The following is a 16,007-nucleotide window of genomic DNA, read 5'->3' as shown; positions in this document are numbered from 1 at the left end:
AAGAACAGCAAAATGACGCGGAAAACGTTATCCTGATGTGATACCGACGTAACATTTTTCAGGAGCGAAACAATGAAAGTTGCGGTTTACAGCACCAAGCATTACGACCAGAAATACCTCGAGCACGTTAACGAAGGCTACGGATTTGAGCTGCGGTTTTTTGACTTCCTGCTGAGCGAAACCACGGCGAAAAACGCCGCTGGCTGTGACGCGGTCTGTATCTTCGTTAACGATGACGGGAGCAAAGCGGTGCTGGCGGAGCTGGCGGCGCTGGGCGTGAAATATATCGCGCTGCGCTGTGCTGGTTTCAATAACGTCGACCTCGACGCCGCAGCCGCGCTGGGACTGCAGGTGGTGCGCGTGCCCGCTTACTCGCCGGAAGCGGTAGCGGAACACGCGGTAGGTCTGATGATGACGCTCAACCGCCGTATTCACCGCGCTTACCAGCGCACGCGCGATGCCAACTTCTCGCTGGACGGCCTGACCGGTTTCAACATGCATAACAAAACCGCTGGCGTGGTCGGCACCGGCAAGATTGGTGTGGCGACGATGCGCATCCTGAAAGGTTTTGGCATGCGTCTGCTGGCGTACGATCCGTACCCCAGTGACGCCGCGCTGGCGCTCGGGGCGGAATATGTTGATTTGAAAACGCTGCTGGCGGAGTCCGATGTCATCACCCTGCACTGTCCGCTGACGCCGGAAAACCACCATCTGCTCAACGCGCAGGCGTTTAGCCAGATGAAGGATGGGGTGATGATTATCAATACCAGCCGCGGTGGGCTGATTGATTCACAGGCGGCGATTGAAGCGCTGAAACAGCAGAAAATCGGCTCGCTCGGCATGGACGTGTATGAGAACGAACGCGACCTGTTTTTTGAAGACAAGTCGAATGACGTGATTCAGGACGACGTGTTCCGCCGCCTGTCGGCCTGTCACAACGTGTTGTTTACCGGCCATCAGGCCTTTCTCACCGCCGAAGCGCTGACGGCGATTTCAGAAACCACGCTCAGCAATTTACAGCAGCTGGCGCGCGGGGAAACCTGTTCAAACCAGGTTAAGGCGTAACGTTCTGCGCCTGCGTTAGCGGGCGCAGGCACCGCCGATCAGCGCCTGTTCGTCGCAGCGACGACCGTTAGCCAGCTGACACATCCCGATGCGTGAACCGTCTAACTGACGCGAGAACGCCAGCGTGCCGCCTGCGCTGTTGCAGTTGGCTTCTGCCATGGACGACATCACGACGTGCGGCTGCACGTGCGCGGCGGTGGCCTGTTGCGGCGGTTCATTGTCGCTGTTGCTGCTGCAGGCAGAGAGTAACAGCGCTGCGCCGGCCAGCAGTAAAGTTGCGGCTTTCATCGGTCGGGCTCCGGGAGTGTGAGCGGAAAAGTCGCACCAGCATATGTCAGCAACGGTGCGCGATCGATAGGCGACACAGCTTTTTACAAAATTTAATATCGTCGTTGGCAAGCAGAATTATCCTGATTGCAGCGTTTTCCCTCTTTCTCTGCCAGTTCATACGAAACATCAATCAATAAGGAGGAAGGATGTTAGCCGACATGCTCATCCGCATCGCATTAGCCGGAATACTGGGCGGACTGATTGGCCTGGAGCGCCAGATGCGCGCTAAAGAAGCGGGCCTGCGTACCCACATTCTGGTCGGTATTGGCAGCGCCATGTTCATGCTGGTGTCAAAATATGGCTTTGCCGATATGCTGACTAACGACCATGTGGCGCTGGATCCCAGCCGTATTGCGGCGCAGGTGGTCAGCGGCATGGGCTTCCTTGGCGCTGGCACCATCATCATACAAAAGCAGATTGTGAAAGGCCTGACGACCGCCGCCGGCCTGTGGGTGACCGCCGCGATTGGCCTGGTGATCGGTAGCGGCATGTATGAAATCGGTATTTACGGCACGGTGCTGGCGCTGGTGGTGCTGGAAACGTTCCGCCGTATCAGCCACTGGCTGATTGGCCGCCATCACACCCTTATCGTCCATCTCAAAGCCAAAAGCGTACCGCTGGTGTTGCTGGTACTGCAGCGCGAAAATTTGCGCTATGGCCACATCGCTGTAGTCAATCGTAACGAAGAGAGCGGGCTGTGCGAGCTGAGCGTTGAGGTGACATTGTCACGCAGATTTCCTATGCACAGCATTTATGACAAAGTGATGGAAATCAAAGGAGTGCAGTCGCTGGAAATGGTTTGACTGCGCTGGCGCTGGCGGGTTAATCGCTGCGGTCGATGGAAGATAAAAAGCCCGGCGCTGAAGGCCGGGCGGCTGGGTTAGCAGGGTTTGAGTTGTCCAATCGCCATTTCAACGGCGCGGTTAGGCGCGCCGGTTAATTCCCGATAACGCAGTTGCAGGTTACGCAACTCGCTGGCCAGCACCTCTTTTTCGGTAGCGGCACCGCGCTGCGCCAGTTCCAGATAGCATTGCCCCACCAGCCGGCACGCCTCCTCAAATACCATGTCGTACGTTTGCATTGTTCCTCTCCTCACCTTTAAAAACTAAAAAAAGCGCTGAATCCATCCTGTCAGCGCAGTGAGAAGAAATCTTTACCCAGATCAATAAATATGCAGTTACCGCTGGCAAAATGTGCGCAATGGTAGCCGACTGCGGCGCTGCGCGATTAGGACGGATCCTTTTTGTCGTCATCGCTGGCGCTGCTCACACCAGTAATACCTTCCAGCGCCTGCTGGTTGATGACATCATCGGCGCTGTCAACCGCACGCGAAATCGTCAACAGATCCTGAAACTCGCTCAGCAAAATAGCGGCGTCCGACTTAAGCATATCGTCAGCCTCGGCTGACTCAATCACCATGTTGATGGCTTTGTTGGCGCTTTCAATAACTTCAGTGACGCCGCCTTTCTTACTGACGGCCAGTACCAGCGCACCGATCAGCAGCGACTGAGCCTCAACGCGCGCGGTCAACTGCTTGGTGGTGGCATCAATTTGTGAAATCTTCGCCAGCATGCTTAACACAACATTTTTCATCGCTTATTCCTCCCTGGGGAAGCAGGCAGTGTACCGCTTGCCAAATCCGCGACAAACTAAAAATTGTGAATAGCGCAACAGGTCTCTGACCGCGATCGCGCGGCGCACAGAGCGCATCACTGGCAAACCCATAAATCGTGCTGGAATTTGGCGCTGTAATCCGTACCATACGCCACAGACTTTTCCTGCTGACTGCGGTCAGCCGGCACCCATAAAGGCCAGCGCAGCGACCCGCAGCGTGCGCGGACACGGTTAATGCAGGCCTGACCAGGGCCGCATCAACGCGACATCCGCAGCTGACCAGCGATCACCGAGACCGAAATTCATGTCTGAACATCAAGAAGTTAATAAAAAAGAGCAGTACAACCTGAACAAACTGCAGAAGCGCCTGCGTCGTAACGTCGGTGAAGCGATTGCGGATTTCAACATGATTGAGGAAGGCGATCGCATCATGGTGTGCCTGTCCGGCGGTAAAGACAGCTACACCATGCTGGAAATTCTGCGTAACCTGCAGCAGAGCGCGCCGGTCAACTTTTCGCTGGTAGCGGTGAATCTTGACCAGAAACAGCCGGGATTCCCGGCACACGTGCTGCCGGCTTACCTCGACACGCTGGGCGTGGAGTATCAGATCGTCAACGAAGACACTTACTCCATCGTTAAAGAGAAGATCCCGGAAGGCAAAACCACCTGCTCGCTCTGTTCGCGCCTGCGTCGCGGTATTCTTTATCGCACCGCCACTGAACTGGGCTGCACTAAGATTGCCTTAGGTCACCATCGCGATGACATCCTGCAAACGCTGTTCCTCAATATGTTTTACGGCGGCAAGATGAAAGGCATGCCGCCAAAACTGATGAGCGACGACGGTAAACATATCGTGATTCGCCCGCTGGCCTACTGCCGCGAAAAAGATATCGTACGGTTTGCCGAAGCGCGCCAGTACCCTATCATTCCGTGCAACCTGTGTGGTTCACAGCCGAACCTGCAGCGCCAGGTGGTTGCCGATATGCTGCGTGACTGGGACAAGCGCTATCCGGGCCGCATTGAAACCATGTTCAGCGCCATGCAGAACATCGTGCCATCACATATGGCTGATATTAATCTGTTTGATTTTAAAGGCATTAAGCATGGTGATGCGGTGGTTGACGGCGGGGACATTGGTTTTGATCGCGAATCGCTGCCAGCGCAGCCCGTCGGCTGGCAGGCTGACGAGGACGATCAGCCGGACCTGAGCGCTCGCCTCGACGTGCTGGAAATTAAATAACGCGGTGACTTTGCAGCATAAAGGCGCGTCGCTCCGGCAACGCGCCTTTTTTATTAGCGGTGCGGCGGAGGATCGCTAATCGGCGGAAATTCAGGATCGTGCGGCGGCTCAGGCTCGGGAATCGGCTGCGGTTGCGGCACGGGTTCGGGAATCGGTGGCGGATCGGTCGGGATAGGTTCGCTGGCGTGAATCATGCGCATGCCGTTCTCCTGTTCGCTGAATGTCTGTTAAGCATAGGAAAGGATGCGGCAGCAAGCCAAACGGCAAAAAAAAAGCCGGCGGATAAGCCGGCGTCGTACGAATCAAATGTGCTATGCAGTAATTCAAAAAAAGGAAGTAAGACAATATGGAGCGCAACGCCCATCGCTTGACGTTGCATTCACCTGCGGGAGAGAGTTTGCCCCGGTTGGGCTATGCGCTTATTGATGTCGATCAGGTTTTTTCCGCTTTTCTCCCCTGCACCGCCACAATTACCCGTTCATGACCTGCTGATAACCCCGTAGTAACATCACAGCCAGTTGCGGCGTTTCAGCCACAGCGCGACCCCCAGCACCATCACCAGTAACAACCCGCAGAACATGGTAAAGCCGTGCGGCCAGCTGCCACCGGGAATGCCACCGAGATTGACGCCAAACAGCCCGGTGAGAAACGTGGCAGGCAGGAAAATCATCGCCATCAGCGACATGGTGTAAGTGCGGCGGTTCATGGATTCCGCCAGCAGCGACGCCACTTCATCCGCCAGAATACCGGTACGCGCCACACCCGCATTGAGATCATCCAGCCCGCGCCCCAGCCGGTCCGCGACATCCTGCATGCGGCGGCGATCGTCATCGCTCATCCACGGCAGTTTCTCGCTTGCCAGCCGCGCATAGACATCACGCTGCGGCGCCATATAGCGGCGCATCACGATCAGCTGTTTGCGCAGCAGCGCCAGTTCACCGCGCGCCGGGACCTGCTGGTCCATCAGCGCATCTTCCAGCGCGATAATTTTATCGTGCATCTCTTCAATGAATTCGCTGGCGTGATCGGTGAGCGCATCGCAGACGTCCACCAGCCAGCTGCCGCCGTCCACCGGCCCGTTGCCGTTTTGCAGATCGGTCAGCACTTCATCGATGGCATACACTTTGCGACGGCGGGTAGAGACAATCAGCTTGTCATTGATAAATACCCGCATCGCCACCAGCTGGTCCGGGCGCGAATCGGCGTTATGATTCACGCTGCGCAGTACGATCATAAAGCCGTCACCGAGGCGCGTCACGCGCGGTCGCATGCTGTCACCGGCCAGCGCATCCCGCACCGCATCGGGGATCAGCGGCGTGTGCTGCAACCAGTCGGCGCTTTGCCGCTGGGTATAGTTCAGGTGCAGCCAGCAGTGACGCTCGCAGTTGATGACATCTTTATCTTCAATGGCGATAACGCCACCCTTGCCGTCGAACTGGCAGGCGACAATCGCATCCGACACCTGCAGCGCTTTTCCTTCAATGACGTTCACGTACTCGCCTCACTAGCAAAAACAATACGATACAGTCTAGCGCGGCGCGGGACAGTTGCAATTACCAGGGTGTGAGTAAAAATGACAGCGCAACCGGGCCGTTTACCGCCCTCCCTGGCGGTTCAGCGTCAGTGCTTCTCAATCCACAATTCCCGGCTGTAGGCAACGTCTTCCGGATTAGTGATGGGATAGCCCTTAACCCACGGCTTGATCAGCCGCCCGTTGGTGTACTGGTAGATCGGCGCAATCGGCGCCTGGTCAGCGATGATCTGCTCGGCTTTGTTGTAATCGGCATTACGCGCCGCCACGCTGGTTTCATTGCTGGCCTTACTCAACACCGCATCATATTCCGCGTTACTGAAGCGGGAAATATTGCCGCTGTGGCTGGCGGTCAGCAGGCTGAGGAAGGTCGACGGCTCATTGTAATCGCCCACCCACGAAGCGCGAATCACATCGAAATTACCGCTGTTGCGGCTGTCGATATAGGTTTTCCACTCCTGGTTCTGCAATGTCACGTCAACGCCGAGATTCTTTTTCCACATCGAGGCCACCGCAATCGCAATCTTCTGGTGACTTTCAGAGGTGTTATACAGCAGCGTCAGGTGCAGCGGTTTAGCCGGGCCGTAACCGGCGGCGGTCAGCAGGGCTTTGGCCTGCGCATTCAGTTCCTGCTGGCTGTGCTGCTGCAGATAGCTCTGCTGCGGCGTGAAGCCGGCGGTGACGTCCGGTGTGAAGTGCCATGCCGGTTTCTCGCCGGTGCCCAGCACTTTTTCCGCGATAATGCGGCGGTCAATGCTCCATGACAGCGCCTTACGCACCCGCACATCCGCCGTCGGCCCTTTCTGGGTATTAAACGCGTAATAGTAGGTGCCAAGCTGATCCGGCGTATACACCTGCCCCGGCAGCTCTTTTTTCAGCAGGCCGTACATATTTTTCGGGAAGGATTCCGTGATATCGATGTCCCCGGCGCGGTAACGCTTGGTGGCGCTGGATTCTTCATTGATGGGAATAAAGGTCACTTTCGTCAGCACCGAATGGACGTTATCCCAGTAGTGCGGGTTGCGCACCAGCACAATCTTTTCGTTAACTACGCGCTCCTGCAATTGATAAGCGCCGTTGCCCACCAGTTTACCCGGCGCAGTCCAGCCATCGCCGTTTTGCGCGATGACCTTTTGCGGCACCGGGAACATCGCCACGTTAGCCACCATGCTGGGGAACCACGGTAGCGGACGTGACAACGTCACTTTGAGGTGCGTCTCATCGGTCGCTACTACGCCCAGCTTGTCCGGGCTCATCTGCCCTTTGGTGATGGCTTCAGCATTCTCAATGCCGCTCAGCGCGGCAAACCAGGCGAAAGGCGAGCTATTTTTCGGATCCACCAGACGTTGCCAGCTATAGACAAAATCCTGTGCGGTCACCGGTTCACCGCTGGACCAGCGCGCATCTTTGCGCAGCGTAAACAGCCAGGTTTTGTTGTCATTGCTGCTCCAGCTCTGCGCAACGCCCGGCACGATTTTGCCCTGTGCATCCTGGTTGGTCAGTCCTTCAAACAGATCGCGCAGCACCTGAATCTCCGGCAGACCGACTGCTTTGAGCGGATCAAGCGAGGCCGGTTCATCTTTGATATGGCGGACGATTTCCTGACTGCTGGCCAGTTGCGCCCCGGCTGGCACACTGGCGGCATAGGCGGATGAGAGAGCGCTGCTGATGATGAGCGCGGCCAGCGTGGTGCGGAAAGTTAGTTTCATCACGACTCCTTGACCCGAAAAAAGGGCGACGGCCAAACCAATGCGTCGCCAGCAACTTTTCGCACTTTATCGCAAATCGCTGATTGATAAATAGCTATTTCCCCGTCTGCTGTTTACCGTTATGTTGAGGCTGGATTGCAGCTCACAATTTTTGCGGCTGAACGCGATGCATGACAGAGAGGAAGGTTATGTCGACACACCACCCGCGCCCGCTGCGCGGTAAGCTGGACGCCGTCTGGCAACAATATGGACATTCGGTGCTGGGTGCGCCGCTGCTGTGGTTTCCGGCACCAGCGGCCGACGAGGACAGCGGACTGATTATTGCCGGCACCCACGGCGATGAAAACGCGGCGGTGGCCACGCTCTCTGCCGCCATGCGCACGCTGCCGGACACGCTGCGGCGTCATCATGTGATTCTGGCGGTCAATCCGGATGGCTGCCAGCTCGGGCTGCGCGCCAATGTCAACGGTGTCGATCTCAACCGCAACTTCCCTGCCGCCAACTGGCAAGCGGGCGATACTGTCTATCGCTGGAACAGCGTGGCCGACGCGCGCGATGTGCTGCTCTCAACCGGAAACGCACCAGCGTCAGAGCCGGAAACCGCCGCACTGTGCCAGCTGATTCATCGCATCGGGCCGCGCTGGGTCGTCTCCTGGCACGAACCGCTGGCCTGTATTGACGATCCGCACCATAGCCCGCTGGCCAGCTGGCTGGCGGAACAAACCGGTCTGCCGGTGGTGAGCAGCGTCGGCTACGCCACGCCGGGCTCGTTTGGCAGCTGGTGCGCCGATCTCAGTCTGCCCTGCATCACCGCCGAAATGCCCGCCATCTCGGTGGACGAAGCCACCGAGGTGTATCTTGATGCGATGATCAACCTGCTGCGCTGGCAGCCGTCGTCTTAAGCACGCCGTGCGAGAAGTGCAGCGACGGTTCCACATCGGCCGCCAGCCACGTCGGACCGTCGAGGTCAGCAAACGTGGCCTGCGGCGTTAACGGTAGCGCGGCGCGAATGGCGCGCGAGGTACACAACATACAGCCCAGCATGATGGCAAATCCCTGCGCGCGCGCGGCCGTGGCCAGCGCCAGCGCTTCGGTCAGCCCACCGGTTTTATCCAGTTTGATATTCACCATGTCGTAGCGCCCGTGCAGGGCTGCCAGACTGTCGCGCGTGTGGCAGCTCTCATCCGCACAGATCGGTAGCGGATGGATAAAATGGGCCAGCGCCGCATCCTGCGCGGCAGGCAGCGGCTGCTCCAGCATCGCCACCTGCAAATCCGCCAGCAACTGGCAACGCGCCGCCAGCCCTTCTGCCTGCCAGGATTCATTGGCATCGACGATCAGCGTGGCGTCTGGCACCGCACTGCGGATCGCCACCAGCCGTTCGCTGATCAGATGGTTATCCAGCTTAATTTTCAGCAGGCGCGCGCCGTGCTGCCATAGCGCCAGCGCGCTGCTGGCCATCGCTTCTGGCGTATCGATGCTGACGGTATGCGCCGTAACGATCTCCTGTGCCGGCACCGCCTCACACAGCGCCGCCAGGCTGGTGCGCTGCTGCTGGCGCTCCAGATCCCACAGCGCGCAATCAATCGCGTTGCGCGCGGCACCGGCCGGCAACGCCTGTTGCAGCGCCGCCCGCGTCATGCCGTTTTGTAACGCACCGAGCTGTGAAGCAATCTGCTGCAGCACCGAAGCCTCACTTTCGCCATAGCGCGCATAGGGCGTGGCCTCGCCAATCCCTTTGAGGCCATCCTGCTCAATCTCCACCACCACCACGTGCGCCTCGGTGCGGCTGCCGCGCGAAATCACAAACGGCGAGTGCAGCGGCCAGGCTTCCGGATAACTTTTCACTGTTCTCATACTGACTCCTCAAATCCATGACGTCATAACGTGCTGGTGCAGTTCCACGTTGAATTAGGCTCGTAAACCCTTAAAATTTATGTCATAAACAAACGCTATACCTGTTCTGGTGGGGTTTACGCCAGATATTTCATCGTTAAAAGGAAATTGTATGTCGCAGAATGTTCACTTTCAGGGCAATCCGGTGCCGGTTGCCGGCCACTTCCCGCAGGCTGGCGAGCAGGCAAAACCGTTCAACCTGGTAGCGAAAGATCTCAGTGATGTGTCCCTTTCTCAGTATGCAGGCAAACGCAAAGTTCTGAACATTTTCCCAAGCATTGATACCGGCGTGTGTGCCGCGTCGGTGCGCAAATTCAACGAGCGTTCTGGCGAAGCTGACAACACCGTGGTGCTGTGCATCTCTGCCGATCTGCCGTTTGCGCAGTCGCGCTTCTGCGGAGCCGAAAACGTCAACAACATAGTGACGCTGTCTACGCTGCGCGGTGCAGAATTTATTGAAAGTTACGGCGTCGCGATCGCCGATGGCCCGCTGAAAGGCCTGACCGCCCGCGCCGTGGTGGTGCTGGATGAGAACGACAAGGTGCTGTACAGCGAGCTGGTGAATGAAATCACCGAAGAGCCGAACTATGAAGCGGCACTGGCAGCGCTGAAGTAAGGCTATTGCTGATAAAAAAGCCGTCTGTCACAGACGGCTTGTTGATGCAGAACGCGGATTATTCGCCTTCGCTGCGTTTCTGACCGAGGCCATATTCGCGCAGCTTGTTGGCAATCGCGGTGTGTGACACCCCAAGGCGTTTCGCCAGTTTACGCGTGCTGGGATACGACAGATAGAGACGAGTCAGTACTGAACGCTCGAAACGGCTGGTGATTTCATCCAGCGACCCTTCCATTGCCTCTTCGCCCAGCGACACATCCAGCGCCTGCTCCGGCAGCACGATATCCTGCGGACGCAGTTCATAACCTTCCAGCTGCGTAAGCGCGCGATACAGCGCATTTTTCAACTGGCGCACGTTGCCCGGCCAGTTATAGCGCGTCAGGAACGGCGTCAGCTGCGGTGACAAACGTGGGCGCGGCAGCCCCTGCTCATCCGCAAAGCGCGCCACAAACATTTCGGTGAGCGGCAGAATATCCAGCGGACGTTCGCGCAGCGGCGGCAGATTCAGCGTCAGCACGTTCAGACGATAGAACAGGTCTTCGCGGAACTCACCACGCTGCACCAGCTCAATCAGGTTCTTTTGCGTGGCGCAGATCACGCGCACATCCACATGCACTTCATGATCCTCGCCGACGCGGCGGAAGGTGCCATCGTTCAGGAAGCGCAGCAGTTTGGTCTGCATGCGCGGCGACATCTCGCCAATTTCATCCAGCAGCACCGAGCCGCCGTTCGCCTGCTCAAAGAAGCCCTTCTTCCCTTCCAGCGCGTTGGGATACGCGCCCGCCGCGTGACCAAACAGCTCGCTCTCAGCGACGTCATCCGGGATCGAGCCGCAGTTGAGCGCCAGGAACGGTTTTTTGCCGCGAGCGCTGCGCAGGTGGCAGGCGCGCGCCAGCATATCTTTACCGGTGCCGGTGTCGCCGACAATCAGCAGCGGCGCATCGTGCATCGCCAGTTTGCGCGCCTGGTCGATCACCTGACGCATTTTCGGCGTTACCGCCACGATGTGATCGAATTCGGAGTCATCGGTGACGCTGAGATTCTGCAACTGCCGCCCCATGCGCGCAGTGGATTTCAGGGTGATCATCGCGCCTACCGGCTGGTCGTTCTGCTCATCTTCCTGCGCCAGATAGATCGGGCGCGCTTCCATGAGGAAATCACGCCCCTGGATCACCACATGCTGCGCCTGCGCGTCAACACGTTCACTCTCCAGCCAGCGCTGGAAATTGAAACCGGCAATCAGCGTGCCGGCGTTCTGATTACGGATCTTCTGTTCATCGAGGTTAAACAGGTTCTGCGCCGCCGGATTCGCCAGTTCGACTTTACCTTTCAGGTCGAGGGAGAACACCGGCTCGGGCATCGCCACCAGCAGCGCGCTCAGCGCGCGATGTTCACGCTCAGACGGCATGAATGACACGGTGCGGACATCTGTCACGCCCGGTGTACGGCGAATCTCCGCCATCAGGTTACTGAATGCGTCAAATTCCAGCGCAGAAAAGTTGAGATAGATGCGGCCCAGCGAGGCAATTTCAATGCCGCGCAGGTCAATATTACGGGCAACCAGCAGGTCGAGTAGCTCGCGCGCCAGACCGATACGGTCCTGGCAGAAAACTTCCAAACGCATTGCGATGAGCCTTAGTCAGGTTTTGATTTTAGAGATAATACGCTAACTTGCAGCGCCTCAGAAGGGTTCTGTCATGAAAAGTTGACACTCTGAGGCAGGTGACGAAGAGAAGTGTAGCGGAACAGCCAACAATAATCCCGCCAGAAATCACTCTGAGCACAGATAATTTCACCTTTCACGCCATCGGCAGCGTGAAAGGCAGACAAGGTGAGATTATTTAGCAGCCTGACCTGCTTTATCACCACTTTTGGCCAGCGATTCTTTAAGCTGACCCACCAGTTCACGGCGGAAATCGCCGAGCCGCGGTTTGTCCTCCGCCAGCCACGGCAGCGGACGGCATAATTCCATCGCTTTGATACCCAGCCGGGCGGTGAGCAGCCCGGCACCGATGCCCTGCGCCGCACGCGCCGAGAGACGGGCGGCGATATCCTGCGACATCCAGTCCATACCGACTTCGCGCACCAGCTCTGACGCCCCGGCAAACGCCATATTCAGTAATACCAGCCGGAACAGCCGGATGCGACTGAAGTAGCCGAGTTCAATACCGTAGATGGCCGCGATGCGGTTCACCAGCCGCAGGTTGCGCCAGGCGATAAACGCCATGTCCACCAGCGCCAGCGGGCTGACGGCAATCATCAGCGTCGATTCCGCCGCGTGGCGGCTGATTTCGCGCCGCGCCTGCCGGTCCAGCACCGGCTGCACCAGCTGCGCATACAGCGTGACAATTTCGCGATCGTTATGAGTTTCGTGCAGTGCCGCATGCCAGCGCTGCAGTGCCGGATGCGCCTGATCCAGCTGCGCCTGGCGCGCCAGCTTTTCGCAGAACGCCCGGCCTTTGCCGATGCCGTGGCTGGCCAACAGCTCACGGCCAACGTCCCGCTCTTCCGCCCGCTGACGCAGACGATACAGCCGACGCCATTCGCCAATCAGCGCGCCCGCGCCAGCGGCGACAATCAGCCCACCAGCCACGCCGCTGCCCAGTGCAAACCAGTCGCGCGTCAGCCAGGCATCGTGCAGCCACTGGGCGCCCTGCGCCACCACGCTGATGCCAAAGATGCCCAGCCCGACGCCCACCATTTTGCGCCACAGGCTGCGCTTTGGCCGCAGCGCGGCTTCCACCACTTTCTCGCCGGCGCCCTCTTCCAGCGGCTCCGCGTCAGGCGTCACCAGAAACCCCTGTTGCGCGTCGCTGCTAAAGGTGTGCGCCGCGCGCAGGGCCGGCTCTACAGGCTCCTGCAACGGGCGGGCAAAATCTATCCGTGGTTTGAGTGGCGTTTCATTGCTCATCGCAATTTATCTCCCAGTAAAAATTCCAGCGCAGCATCCATGCGGATATGCGGCAATGGCCGATCGACATCCAGCTGCTGCGGCCGGAACTGTTCAAACTGAAACCCCTGCTGCTGCCAGAAGCTGTTGCCCGGCAGGCGCGGCGGTACTTCGCCCGGGTAAAAAGTCAGCGGTTCACCGTCGGCGAGGCGATGACCGCGCAGCGCCGGTAATTTTTCTCCGCGATGATCCACCAGCCCGCTCTCGGTCGCCTGCACCGACGCCAGCCCCAGGCAATCCATGCTGATGCCTTCAAACGCGGCGTTCTGCCACGCGTCCTGCACCAGCTGCTGCAGCAGCGACACCATATTGGCGTGCTGATCGGCGGTGATGTGATCGGCCTTGGTGGCGGCAAACAGCAACTTATCGATGACCGGCGAGAATAGACGGCGGAACAGCGTGCGCTGGCCATAGTGAAAACTTTGCATCAGCTGGGTCAGCGCCAGCCGCATATCATTGAACGCCTGCGGTCCACTGTTGAGCGGCTGCAGGCAATCGACCAGCACGATCTGACGATCGAAGCGCAGGAAGTGATTTTTATAAAACCCTTTCACCACATGCTGACAGTAGTAGTGAAAACGCTGCTGCAGCATGGCGAAATTGCTGCCGGCCGGTGCCTGCAGCAGCTTACCGGCCTGCTGATCATCGACGTTGGGCCACGGGAAAAACTGCAGTGCCGGCGCGCCAGCCATGTCACCCGGCAACACAAAACGTCCCGGCTGGATGAAGTGCAATCCTTCGGTTTTGCACTGATGCAGGTAGTCGGTCCAGGCCGCGGCGATCTCAGCCAAACGGTTTTCATCGGCGGGCGCGAACGGGTCGAGATCGGCGCTCAGGCTGTGCCAGCGCGCGGCCCACTGCTGACGATCGCCCTGCAGCAGGCCGACCATCTGGCGTGACCAGCTGAGATAATCCTGCGCCAGCATCGGCAGATCGAGCAGCCACTCGCCGGGATAATCGACAATTTCGAGGTAAAGGGTGGCGGTATCTTTGAAATGACGCAGCAGAGACTGATCCGGCCGGTAGCGCAGCGCAAGGCGCATCTCGCTGACGCCGCGCGTCGGGGTCGGCCACATCGGCGGCGTGCCGTACAGCTGGGCCAGCCCTTCGTCATAGGTAAAGCGCGGCGTACCCAGCTCACGCTGGGGCACGCGCTTCACGCCCAGCAGCCGCTCTTCGCGTACCACGGAAAACAGCGGCAGACGCGCGCCGCTGTGGACATTGAGCAGCTGGTTAACCAGCGAGGTGATAAAGGCGGTTTTGCCGCTGCGGCTCAGGCCGGTGACGGCGAGGCGCAGATGACGATCCACGCCGCGGTTCATCAGCCCCATCAACTCATTTTGCAGTCTTTTCATCGCTCTCCCTGATGAAACGTGCTGACAGGCGGTTAAACGCCTTGCTCAGCAACGGTTCCAGGGCGGCCGCCAGCAACAGGCGCAGCGGACGGCGCGCCACCGATTTCACTGCCCAGCCGGCCAGGCCGCCGGGCGCATAGGTTACTGCACTGATGATGATGAATTTTCCCGCCGACTTCAACGCAGGCGTTGCGCGGCGGCGCAGAGCAGTTAAACGTTGCGTATGCATAGCGCCTCTCTTAGAGCAGCGGACCCGCTGACGGGCCCGCAACAGGGATTAAATCTGGCGGAAACGGCTGCGTACGCTGAAGGTTTCTGAGGTCACGTAACGCTCGATATCGCGTACGTTACGCTCATCGGCGGTGAGCGTGTTCTCCAGCTCATCCAGCAGTTCGCGCGCCGTTGGTGTGCGCTCAGAGGGTGCGTCCAGCGGTTTTTCATCCAGCACGTAGCCAAGGATAAAATAGGCGGTCACGGTGATCATAAACAGACCGAAAAACAGTGACAGCACTACAATCACACGCAGCAGCCGCACCGGAATATCCAGGTACTCGGCCAGCCCGGCACACACGCCGCGCACTTTGCCCTGCTGCGGAATACGCCACAGTTTGCGTCCGTTCATCATGGCTGCCTCCAGTTCGGGTGTTCGGCATCGAGGATCGCTTCCAGCGCCTCGACCCGATCACGCATGCGGCGCGCTTCCTGCGTCAGCTGCTGCAGGCGCTGCAGGTCACCGGACGAAAGCGTCCCGCCGTTGCGTTTGTTGCTGTAGTGCAGCCATAACCAGATCGGTGCCACAAACAGCACGAAGATCGTTAACGGTATGGCCAGAAATAGTGCGCTCATTGACTCTCCTTTTTCAGTACACCCGGCAATCCGGGCCCGTTAGCAGGCCCGGGGCGATCACTCGCTGCGGTTCATTTTGGCTTTCAGCGCAGCCAGCTGCTGGCTGATTTCGTCATCAGCTTTCAGATCGGCAAACTGCTGGTCCAGCGTTTTGCTTTTACCGAAGCGCTGGCTTTCCGCTTCTGCTTCCATGTGATCGATGCGGCGCTCAAACGATTCGAAGCGTGCCATCGCCTCATCCAGCTTGCCGCTGTCGAGCTGACGACGCACATCGCGTGATGATGAAGCCGCCTGGTGACGCAGCGTCAGGGCCTGCTGGCGGGCGCGGGTTTCGCTCAGTTTTTTCTCCAGCTCGCCAATCTCGCCTTTCATGCGATCCAGCGTCTCTTCAACGTGGCTGGCTTCCTGCTGCAGCGCAGCGATCAGGTCGGTCAGCTTCTGTTTCTCAATCAGCGCCGAACGGGCTAAGTCTTCTTTCTCTTTACTCAGCGCCAGCTCAGCTTTTTCCTGCCATTCCGCCTGCTGAATTTCGGCCTGCTCAATACGGCGCAGCAGCTGTTTCTTTTCTGCCAGCGCGCGGGCCGAGGTGGAACGCACTTCCACCAGCGTGTCTTCCATTTCCTGAATCATCAGGCGTACCAGTTTCTGCGGATCTTCGGCACGCTCCAGCAGCGAGTTGATGTTAGCGTTCACGATATCGGCGAAACGAGAAAAAATACCCATAATGATGTTCCTCTGGTTGTCATGTCTTTACGCCCATAACTAATACAAGATGCGTGCCAGTTTTTAACGTATTGATTTTAATGAATTTGAGTATTTTACACGCGCCGCGCAATCCGTTAAGGTAGTGAAATT

Annotated in this window: 19 protein-coding genes; 5 read left to right on the top strand and 14 right to left on the bottom strand. The window is 58.3% G+C overall.

The window, feature by feature from the left end; translation table 11 throughout:
- Positions 1 to 72 precede the first annotated feature (72 nt).
- Entirely contained in the window at positions 73 to 1,065 is a 993-nt protein-coding gene (locus tag C1Y42_RS04885; protein ID WP_104092910.1) for a 2-hydroxyacid dehydrogenase, read from the top strand.
- A 15-nt stretch (positions 1,066 to 1,080) separates the two neighbouring features.
- On the opposite strand, the gene C1Y42_RS04880 is transcribed toward C1Y42_RS04885, so the two are convergent.
- Positions 1,081 to 1,353 (bottom strand): DUF333 domain-containing protein, encoded by a 273-nt coding sequence (locus C1Y42_RS04880; protein ID WP_021506124.1) that lies wholly within the window; start codon positions 1,351 to 1,353, stop codon positions 1,081 to 1,083.
- A 188-nt stretch (positions 1,354 to 1,541) separates the two neighbouring features.
- Here C1Y42_RS04880 and C1Y42_RS04875 point away from each other — a divergent pair, with 188 nt between their 5' ends.
- On the top strand, positions 1,542 to 2,198 hold the full coding sequence (locus C1Y42_RS04875; RefSeq protein WP_021506125.1) for an MgtC/SapB family protein: 657 nt from the start codon (positions 1,542 to 1,544) through the stop codon (positions 2,196 to 2,198).
- Positions 2,199 to 2,275: 77 nt separating this feature from the next.
- On the opposite strand, the gene C1Y42_RS04870 is transcribed toward C1Y42_RS04875, so the two are convergent.
- Positions 2,276 to 2,476, bottom strand: a complete 201-nt coding sequence (locus tag C1Y42_RS04870; RefSeq protein ID WP_010618426.1) for a DUF2767 family protein — start codon at positions 2,474 to 2,476, stop codon at positions 2,276 to 2,278.
- A 146-nt stretch (positions 2,477 to 2,622) separates the two neighbouring features.
- Positions 2,623 to 2,988 carry an anti-adapter protein IraP gene (iraP, locus tag C1Y42_RS04865; protein WP_010618425.1) on the bottom strand — a complete coding sequence of 122 codons (366 nt, stop codon included), beginning with the start codon at positions 2,986 to 2,988 and terminating at the stop codon, positions 2,623 to 2,625.
- Between the two features lie 325 nt (positions 2,989 to 3,313).
- Between iraP and ttcA the strand changes: the two genes are divergently transcribed.
- Positions 3,314 to 4,249, top strand: a complete 936-nt coding sequence (gene ttcA, locus C1Y42_RS04860; protein ID WP_021506126.1) for a tRNA 2-thiocytidine(32) synthetase TtcA — start codon at positions 3,314 to 3,316, stop codon at positions 4,247 to 4,249.
- Between the two features lie 53 nt (positions 4,250 to 4,302).
- Here the strand turns inward: ttcA and C1Y42_RS23650 are convergent, their stop codons facing one another.
- The 3 genes from C1Y42_RS23650 to C1Y42_RS04845 form a co-directional block, all read right to left on the bottom strand.
- Complete coding sequence (locus C1Y42_RS23650; protein WP_021506127.1) at positions 4,303 to 4,449, bottom strand: hypothetical protein; 147 nt, start codon at positions 4,447 to 4,449, stop codon at positions 4,303 to 4,305.
- 308 nt (positions 4,450 to 4,757) lie between these two features.
- Positions 4,758 to 5,741: a zinc transporter ZntB gene (zntB, locus tag C1Y42_RS04850; protein WP_021506128.1), complete on the bottom strand. Its 984-nt coding sequence runs from the start codon at positions 5,739 to 5,741 to the stop codon at positions 4,758 to 4,760.
- 128 nt (positions 5,742 to 5,869) lie between these two features.
- On the bottom strand, positions 5,870 to 7,489 hold the full coding sequence (locus C1Y42_RS04845; protein WP_104092909.1) for an ABC transporter substrate-binding protein: 1,620 nt from the start codon (positions 7,487 to 7,489) through the stop codon (positions 5,870 to 5,872).
- A 188-nt stretch (positions 7,490 to 7,677) separates the two neighbouring features.
- On the opposite strand from C1Y42_RS04845, the gene mpaA reads away from it, so the two are divergent.
- Positions 7,678 to 8,391 (top strand): murein tripeptide amidase MpaA, encoded by a 714-nt coding sequence (gene mpaA / locus C1Y42_RS04840; protein ID WP_104092908.1) that lies wholly within the window; start codon positions 7,678 to 7,680, stop codon positions 8,389 to 8,391.
- On the opposite strand, the gene ycjG is transcribed toward mpaA, so the two are convergent.
- Positions 8,360 to 9,346 (bottom strand): L-Ala-D/L-Glu epimerase, encoded by a 987-nt coding sequence (ycjG, locus tag C1Y42_RS04835; protein WP_021506131.1) that lies wholly within the window; start codon positions 9,344 to 9,346, stop codon positions 8,360 to 8,362. The genes mpaA and ycjG overlap by 32 nt on opposite strands.
- Before the next feature lie 151 nt (positions 9,347 to 9,497).
- Here ycjG and tpx point away from each other — a divergent pair, with 151 nt between their 5' ends.
- Positions 9,498 to 10,001: a thiol peroxidase gene (tpx, locus tag C1Y42_RS04830; RefSeq protein ID WP_104092907.1), complete on the top strand. Its 504-nt coding sequence runs from the start codon at positions 9,498 to 9,500 to the stop codon at positions 9,999 to 10,001.
- A gap of 58 nt (positions 10,002 to 10,059) precedes the next feature.
- Here tpx and tyrR read toward each other — a convergent pair whose 3' ends face one another.
- The 7 genes from tyrR to pspA all read right to left on the bottom strand — a co-directional run bounded on the left by tyrR (position 10,060) and on the right by pspA (position 15,875).
- Positions 10,060 to 11,625, bottom strand: coding sequence for a transcriptional regulator TyrR (gene tyrR, locus C1Y42_RS04825; RefSeq protein ID WP_021506133.1), 1,566 nt, complete (start codon positions 11,623 to 11,625; stop codon positions 10,060 to 10,062).
- Between the two features lie 213 nt (positions 11,626 to 11,838).
- Positions 11,839 to 12,912 carry a YcjF family protein gene (locus C1Y42_RS04820; RefSeq protein WP_058758494.1) on the bottom strand — a complete coding sequence of 358 codons (1,074 nt, stop codon included), beginning with the start codon at positions 12,910 to 12,912 and terminating at the stop codon, positions 11,839 to 11,841.
- Positions 12,909 to 14,306, bottom strand: a complete 1,398-nt coding sequence (locus C1Y42_RS04815) for a YcjX family protein (RefSeq protein ID WP_058774727.1) — start codon at positions 14,304 to 14,306, stop codon at positions 12,909 to 12,911. The genes C1Y42_RS04820 and C1Y42_RS04815 overlap by 4 nt, the downstream gene beginning before the upstream one ends.
- Positions 14,287 to 14,535 (bottom strand): phage shock protein PspD, encoded by a 249-nt coding sequence (gene pspD / locus C1Y42_RS04810; RefSeq protein ID WP_021506136.1) that lies wholly within the window; start codon positions 14,533 to 14,535, stop codon positions 14,287 to 14,289. Before pspD ends, C1Y42_RS04815 begins: the two co-directional genes overlap by 20 nt.
- A 48-nt stretch (positions 14,536 to 14,583) precedes the next feature.
- A complete protein-coding gene (gene pspC, locus C1Y42_RS04805; RefSeq protein ID WP_058758492.1) occupies positions 14,584 to 14,931 on the bottom strand; it encodes an envelope stress response membrane protein PspC in 348 nt (115 codons plus the stop codon).
- On the bottom strand, positions 14,928 to 15,152 hold the full coding sequence (pspB, locus tag C1Y42_RS04800; protein WP_021506138.1) for an envelope stress response membrane protein PspB: 225 nt from the start codon (positions 15,150 to 15,152) through the stop codon (positions 14,928 to 14,930). The genes pspC and pspB overlap by 4 nt, the downstream gene beginning before the upstream one ends.
- A 57-nt stretch (positions 15,153 to 15,209) precedes the next feature.
- The gene (gene pspA / locus C1Y42_RS04795; RefSeq protein WP_058758491.1) at positions 15,210 to 15,875 is read right to left on the bottom strand and encodes a phage shock protein PspA; all 666 of its coding nucleotides are present in this window, start codon (positions 15,873 to 15,875) and stop codon (positions 15,210 to 15,212) included.
- Positions 15,876 to 16,007: the final 132 nt, after the last annotated feature.

The sequence above is a fragment of the Pantoea sp. ICBG 985 genome, from assembly GCF_002928365.1.
In the GTDB taxonomy this organism is placed as follows: domain Bacteria; phylum Pseudomonadota; class Gammaproteobacteria; order Enterobacterales; family Enterobacteriaceae; genus Pantoea; species Pantoea dispersa.
This window is presented reverse-complemented; position numbering and strand designations above follow the sequence as displayed.